Origin of the sequence: Photobacterium sp. BZF1 (assembly GCF_014349205.1) — a bacterium.
Taxonomy (GTDB): Bacteria; Pseudomonadota; Gammaproteobacteria; order Enterobacterales; family Vibrionaceae; genus Photobacterium.
In genome coordinates, this window is sequence record NZ_JACSOF010000225.1 from 1 (window position 1) to 7,124 (window position 7,124).

Annotated in this window: 5 protein-coding genes; 1 reads left to right on the forward strand and 4 read right to left on the reverse strand. The window is 44.9% G+C overall.

The window, feature by feature from the left end:
• Positions 1-87: 87 nt before the first annotated feature.
• Both BIZ37_RS28625 and BIZ37_RS28630 read right to left on the reverse strand, forming a co-directional pair.
• A complete protein-coding gene (locus BIZ37_RS28625) occupies positions 88-1,230 on the reverse strand; it encodes a hypothetical protein (protein WP_187464432.1) in 1,143 nt (380 codons plus the stop codon).
• Positions 1,227-1,796 (reverse strand): DUF4365 domain-containing protein, encoded by a 570-nt coding sequence (locus tag BIZ37_RS28630; RefSeq protein WP_158083632.1) that lies wholly within the window; start codon positions 1,794-1,796, stop codon positions 1,227-1,229. The genes BIZ37_RS28625 and BIZ37_RS28630 overlap by 4 nt, the downstream gene beginning before the upstream one ends.
• A 412-nt stretch (positions 1,797-2,208) precedes the next feature.
• Between BIZ37_RS28630 and BIZ37_RS28635 the strand changes: the two genes are divergently transcribed.
• Entirely contained in the window at positions 2,209-2,688 is a 480-nt protein-coding gene (locus BIZ37_RS28635; RefSeq protein ID WP_187464433.1) for a peroxiredoxin, read from the forward strand.
• 98 nt (positions 2,689-2,786) lie between these two features.
• On the opposite strand, the gene BIZ37_RS28640 is transcribed toward BIZ37_RS28635, so the two are convergent.
• Entirely contained in the window at positions 2,787-3,608 is an 822-nt protein-coding gene (locus BIZ37_RS28640; protein WP_187464434.1) for a protein kinase, read from the reverse strand.
• The gene (gene tssM, locus BIZ37_RS28645) at positions 3,605-7,018 is read right to left on the reverse strand and encodes a type VI secretion system membrane subunit TssM (RefSeq protein ID WP_187464435.1); all 3,414 of its coding nucleotides are present in this window, start codon (positions 7,016-7,018) and stop codon (positions 3,605-3,607) included. The genes BIZ37_RS28640 and tssM overlap by 4 nt, the downstream gene beginning before the upstream one ends.
• Positions 7,019-7,124: the final 106 nt, after the last annotated feature.

Here is a 7,124-nt window from a genome sequence, read left to right on the forward strand (position 1 = left end):
CAAGTTCCAACCAAGCAATTTACTTAATAAGGCTACACGGGCTTGTCCAACAACCGGATAGAAGTGTCGGCTGCGCGACACGTATCCTTATTTGTTAGGGCTTTCCTGCTCGGTATCCAGTTCTTTGATTTCTAGGTTCTCACACACTTTCCATTCAGTGAGCGATTTAAAATTAGCAGACATTCTATTGTCAACTTTGACTGCTTCCAACTCGCCAGTTAACGTCACTACTTTTTTAGCTACATGAGCGCGAGCTATTATTGGATAAAGATCTTCACTAACCGTAAATGAAACACTAACCTCTCTATCCTGATATTTCGTCCTAAGTTTAGCTCGCCCTAAGTCATCGTCGTAGCCTCTATGCAAATCAGCGACTTCCCCAGAGAGTTGGATACTTTTCTCCGTTTTCTTTGCTTTCAAAACTTCTCGGTATTCAACAATCTTTTGAGCATCTCTAGAATAAAACGATATTGGGCTCTTGTATTTCTCTTCAATGAACTCTTTTGATGACCAGTTGACTTTGATTTCGATATCTCTATGAGCTTTAAAACCAAATATATCTATTAGCGCATCACAATCTTTTTTGTCTATGCCTAACTCGAGTAGCTTCTGAGTAATTACATCAATATCAGACTCAAGCGCAAACACTGAAGAGACTTTAGCCAACTTCGAATAGAACAGCTTATTAATCATCCTGCCAAGAGATGTATTGCTGTCGAACAACTTTGGCTCTTCTTCGCTATTTACACGGTATAGAGGAGAGTGGATAGCTACAACATAACTACCTATCTGTGTTTGCCCCATTCCAATGTGGTTGTAATAACTACCCAAGTGCTTACTCTTGTTCTTGAACTTTTGGATTTTACTTGAACAATGTTTAAGCAACTTATAAGCAGAAGATAAAAGCTTGATTCCATCATCAAATGGGATTGAGCCATTTTGAACATCATCAGCAATCGCTCTAACCATTATGGCATCAAAGTCTAACGGTGATATTTGTTTGATCAAAGCTTCATGAGACACTCTAAGGTATTCAGACAACTCCTCTATTGTGTCTAATAGAAGTGCCTCATAGCGCTTATGCTCTTCACTCAAAGGGAGCGTGACTTCTGACTCCGGAAACTCGTGACTATGCCAAATCTGAAATGTATCTCTAATTTCAGATGATTTGTGCCAGCCATTTTCAGCTAAGTATTTGGTCACATCATTTAGAGGTAATTGAGTACTCATATGATTAACCCTCTAGCGCTATATTGTTTCATCAATTCTATCAGAGTGAGATTGTTAAAAGCTTGAGAAAAAGGAACTTTAACAGTCACACTAGTTTTATTGCTGACTTCCGGCTCGCCCTCTAGGCTAACCCAATAGCCAGAAAATCTTACATTCGACTGGAGTGATGAATGCTGAACCCACTCCTGATTATCCTTAGGGCAGAAAACAACGATCAAAATCTTCGGAAGATCATCAACTTCTCTTAGATCATTGTAGTTCTTTATAGGTAGTGGAAAACTCAGCTCTTGTTTTTCCATATCTATATATTTGTAGTTAGATGTGCACTTGAGTTGTGCCAAAATTCTCGGTTTTTTCCAACGACCTTGAAAACCTCTACCAATGAGTTCGATATCGATGCTTTCATTATCAGTCGTCGGTTCACTATAATTAATCTTCGCAGCCGCACACATCAGCTTTACATAGGCAGAGCTAAATCGCTCTTGAGCATCTGTAAGATGTAAGCCATAGGAAGCAGGAAGCCTAGCCAAGCTCTGTCCAGTTTCCACCAATGATTCATTTTCCATTATTATTCTCAAATCAAGTCTAGAGATTTCATACATCATTCTAAATATGAGCAAAAATGCTCTATGAAAGCCCTAACAGCTTCATAGGTTGTATCTTTCAACCTTCACTTTCTACATTATCTCACACAGCCACAGCCAAAACCCTGTAATACATAGAAAAAACGAAAAATAACAGAGTGATATGTTGAAATTTTCAACATATCACTTTCGCCTTTATCACTCAGTGTTACGCCGTCACTACTGCGCTAACAATAAATTTTTTGTGCCAGTTATTAACGCGTCGTTGAAATGACATTTCATCTGGGGCAGTTCACAACTTCACATGCTCAGCACGTAGCCAAGGCCCTTGCATTGGTTTGAACGACTGTTGGCATCTACACTTCTAGGACATTAGCCAACAAGGACATTACGCATGATTCAGCAAGGTCAATCTTTACCCAATGGTACGCTTAGCCAGTTAACTGATGATGGGATGCAGAGCCACCCTACCCAAGAGCTTTTTGCCAATAAAACTGTGGTGCTATTTGCCGTACCCGGTGCTTTCACGCCAACTTGTTCAGAGGCACATTTGCCTGGTTTCGTGGTTTTGGCAGATAAAATCAAAGAAAAAGGGGTCGATGTAATTGCGTGTGTCGCTGTGAATGATGCTTTTGTCATGCAGGCCTGGGGCGAGGCGCAAAATGCTTCCGAGTTAATGATGCTGGCAGATGGTGATGCGAGCTTTACCAAATCTCTGGGTCTGGTACTGGATACTGAAGGATTTGGTGGGATACGCTCACAGCGTTATGCCATGATTGTTGAAAATGGTGTGGTCAAACAACTGAATGTCGAAGAAGGCGGCCAGTTCGAGGTCAGTTCGGCCGAAGCGATTCTTGCCGCGTTACAACATTAAGAATTATTTGATCGGGGGCAAGGCTCCCGATCCCCTCTTTCCCGTTAATCTCAATATGATTGTGTCATTCCCATTGACTACTCCAACTTAGTTATTGGTTACAGCGATTCATACATCGCCAAAATGCGGTTCTTAAACCCAGTTGATATCACCCCGCTCTCAGCATGTTGTTCTACAATACTTTCGAATCCTTCCAAAGGCCGCAGTTCAGTTCGTTTCTCCAGCTCAAACAGCACTTTCATTGACATTAGGTAGGCGTAGTAGTCTTGCTTGGTGGTTGCGGTGGATGAGTGATTAGCGTTGAAATAGGAAGGGCTAAATTGTTTGAAACCTCGCTCCAGCCAAGGCTCCCCTATCCTTCGCATATTGGAAAAGTCGATAAGCTCGGCAATACAGTTTGGTGCGAAGATAATATTGCTGGGTTTGATGTCCCCATGCACAAAACCATTGCTGTGAATGGCCTCGAGCTGGTCTAAAGCAGACTCTAAATAGTTTGCTAGTTGATGAAGGTATACTGTTTCTTCATCCCCAGCTAGTTGCTCTCGCAGCCAATGACTAGCAGCAAGCCCAGAAAGGTAGTTGGTCAACAAGTAACTCTGCTGACCATTTTTATAGAACTTGATGCACTCAGAACGAGTGAGGTTGAGTGAATATAGTCGGGTTAACCAATCAGCTTCCCGTTGCAGTAGGTAGGCTTGAGTTGGCGTTTCTCCATATTTTATCTTGATGGTGGCCTTAATAGCTTGTCCGCTTTGATCTACCTTGAAGCAATTCTGACCGATCACCTCACAGCAAGCACTGTCAGCAATAGCGAGTTGTTCCATCAACCATAACGGTGGCGCGTCAGGGCATTTACTTCTTGGGCCAACATTTCCCTTGCCCGCTCTTTGCCCAAAAAACGATCTGACGCTTTCTATCATAGTCTTTCCGGCAGTGTTAGCTGGGCAAAGAACCTTGGCGAAAATGGCTGCTCGCGGCCATCGGACATTACCACAAGATTGACATAACTGCTGTCTGCCAAGTAATGCCACGCTACATCATAGCTTCCTGCCATGTTGCTGCTTTGCATTTTGTCGGCCACCCTAAACCAACTCCATACCCCGCTCAGTTTCTCCCTGGTATCTGCCCCCAGATTGTCTGTCGTCACGATAGAAATATCATTGCTGATGTTGTTGCTGATAGGCCATGACTGCTTACGCCAAAGTACCGGTCCATTGCGGTATTCAAACAGCTTGGTGCCAGATTCGATAGAAAAGCCCGTTAACGATGGCGACATTTTCTGGGCCTTTAGCATGAATTCAAAGCCCAACTTGCCATCCGAGAAAATCCCGCTTTGCAGCCGTTTGACCGACTGCTCCAGTAACCGGTAATCATTGGAAATAATCATATCCTGATGGGCGATAAAGCCTTTGATTACCGTTTCACCGAAACTGCCTTTATCAAAGTAGATGCTGTATTTGGCGGCAAACACATCGAACAGCCCGCCTTCTTTAAAAAAGTCTTCGAAGTCATCGGTTGAAGCATCAAACATTGACTGCTTGTCAAACGGATAATGACCTTCGAACTGGCGGTGGTAAACCGAATAAAGCTGCTGCCAGTCTGCGTTGATAAACTGCCTAGTTTCTTCCAATGCCAATTGGTTAATTGTCAGCGCCTGGCCTCTCAACATCGCAGGCAATATTGGGTCTTTGTAGCCATTAGCTAACTGGAACTGCTGGGCAATTGGCGTGCTGGTATCGACGTTTTTCAATTGCTCGATAAAGTATTCGCCTCGGGTTCTGGCCTGCGTCGATTGCTGTACCCAATCATGGGTTTCCTTGAGCTGCTTTACTGCAACGTCCAACTGGCTTTGACCTGAGTCCCCAACAGCTACAAGCTGATGGAAAGAGGTAAAAGGCGCTGCAATCAAGCTCGCGACACGCTCGATGGTATCGCTGCGCAGGGCTGTTGGCGGCGCTTCATTCTCCTGCTCTTGTTTGGCTAATTGCCGGGAGATACTCCGCAAATTGGTATTCTGCTCAATCAATCGGTACAGCTGCACCATTGGCGAGTAAAGCGGGTCCGTCGCCAATTCGAGCTGAATGTTACTCTCACCCCAAGTAGCTACCGATACCCAGGAAATATTGGCTGTCAGCGTTTTCCAATATTGGATGTAGTCATTGGTATAGCGCTCTCGCAACTGGCGGTTTATCCGGTTCATTTCCGCTTCGCCGCTGATCCTTCCCATCACCCCTTCATAGGCTTGGGTGGCCTCGCTTGCCAACTGTAAGCCAGTTTCGTTGGTAAGCTCTTCAAAGCCATCGCGGGTAAAGACATATGGGATCAGGTAACCACTAAATTCCGGGGTAAACTGGAACACCGATGCGTAGGAAGGAGCCAGCTGTGTCCTGATATCCACCCGGCGTGAAAAGTTAGGGTGCTGCAAAATATGCTGGTATAGCAGCTCGCTCATATCGTTTTTGGATAGCGATCCTCGCACCAGTGTAAGCAACTCCTCGTTCGATTCGGGTGGCACGGCACCACTGTTCAATACATCTTTCGCCAACAGCTCAAAACGCTCCAGCAGGTTAACGTCCCCTTCTCCCTCTTCCTTGAGTGCGGCGATATAATAATTGACCAATGAGTCAACATCATGCCGCTGCGGGTTGTAGAGCAACTGGTGATAGTTCAGCAGTTCCAAGGTTTTCACTTTGTCATCGAGCGAGTTGTAGACAAACATATCCTTGAGGATATAGTCACGCATCAATACCAATAACACCCGGTTGAGTTCTTGGTAATAGGCGGATTCAACGTAAGGTTGGATACTCGAATCCGGTAACCAATTTGACATGCTATACCAAGGTCGGGATTCCTTCTGATAAAGCTGGCTGATCTGGCGCAGCTCATACAGGCTAAATATTGGTGACGATAGATCATCAGGCATGATGACATCACTTTTCAAATTGGATTTATAACGCTCCAGCAACGCCAGTGCTTGATTATCAATAGCTTGCTGGCTTTCGTAATGAGATTTCAAGGTCCACACAAACCCTGAAAACAGCAAAGCAATGCCGCACAAAGCCGCAACCCGGGTAAAACGATAACGCCACTCTTTGGCGGTAAACACACCCACCAGTTTGGCTTCTTTCAAGATGTACTTTCGAAATAGCTGCTTGCTGAACAAACTATGCGAAGGCCCATTCGCATCCAAGCCCTGTGGCGAGGTTTTCAAATGCTCCAAGCCTAGCTCCGAAGCATTTAAATAAGTCAGGACATCAGTAGCATTGGCCTCGCCACCAGCGTTGAAAATGAAGTAGCCCCGGAAGTTGAGTTCCACATCGTCAAATTGATGCTGGTTAAACGTCGAAGCCAAGAAGTCCTCGATATCGAATTTAACGGCTGATAGCTGATAAATACCCGCAACCGTTGATTCACGATATTCATCACAAAGCTGTTGCTTCAGAGATTCGGAAACCGTCACTGACAAGCGCTTGATCAATTCATCGAAAGTCGTATCGAACCAAGCTTTGTCATATTTGCCCTGCCCTGATAAATCAGTCAGTGCCCCTAAAGGTAACTCCCGATCCGCTTCATTGAGAGTAGAGAACAACTCGCAGCAATCTTTGACCCCGGCAAGATGGGTGAAGAGACAATATGTGGGAACAGACAATCCAGTCCGGTTATTGATTTCAGTGAGGTAACTGCGCACATTGAGGCTTAATTCGTTGCTGGCGAGTTCGTCACTTTGTACCAATGATTTGAGATCTAGCGTACAGAGCACCCCATTGATTGCCTGACGATCCCGCTTTTTAAGCAGTAATCCATAGAGGATGTCCAGATGCTGTTTGATTGCATCCTGTGGCTGGCTGATATCAATGGAAACCAATACAGCGTCATCTGCCCCCCAGAACGAAATAGGGCTATTGAGATCCCCCGATACATCAATCGACGAGTGAGAAGAATGAACGGGTTCAAAACCTGTTTGGCGCAGGAAAGTGGTATCGCCATTAATATCTTGGCTAAGGTGAATGTACCAAGGTAACCGGTACGGGTCAGTATTCAATCCGGGATGACTTTTCCATATAACATCAAACCGGCTTTTAATCGAATGAGCCATTTGTGCTTTGCGTATTTGCTCATCCTCATCCACTACCGGCCTAGGTTTGCGGAAGTAGACATACATCCCCCAGCCAACGAGCCCCATTTCAACTAATATCGCAAACGCTTCAAGCGCCACGGCCCATAGCGGAGATAAGGTATACCAGCCTAACAAATACAAGCCCAAACATGTCAGGCCGCCAACGACCAACGCCAGCAATACTGATAGTACAATCGCTTTGCTTTTTCCCATGGCTCTACCTATTTACGCTTGTCGCTATAAATGAATGCATCAGCTATTCCTTGCTGATTGGCGGTTGTTAGTGTCTGTGCAGCATTCTCTCTGTTGTTCGCTACAC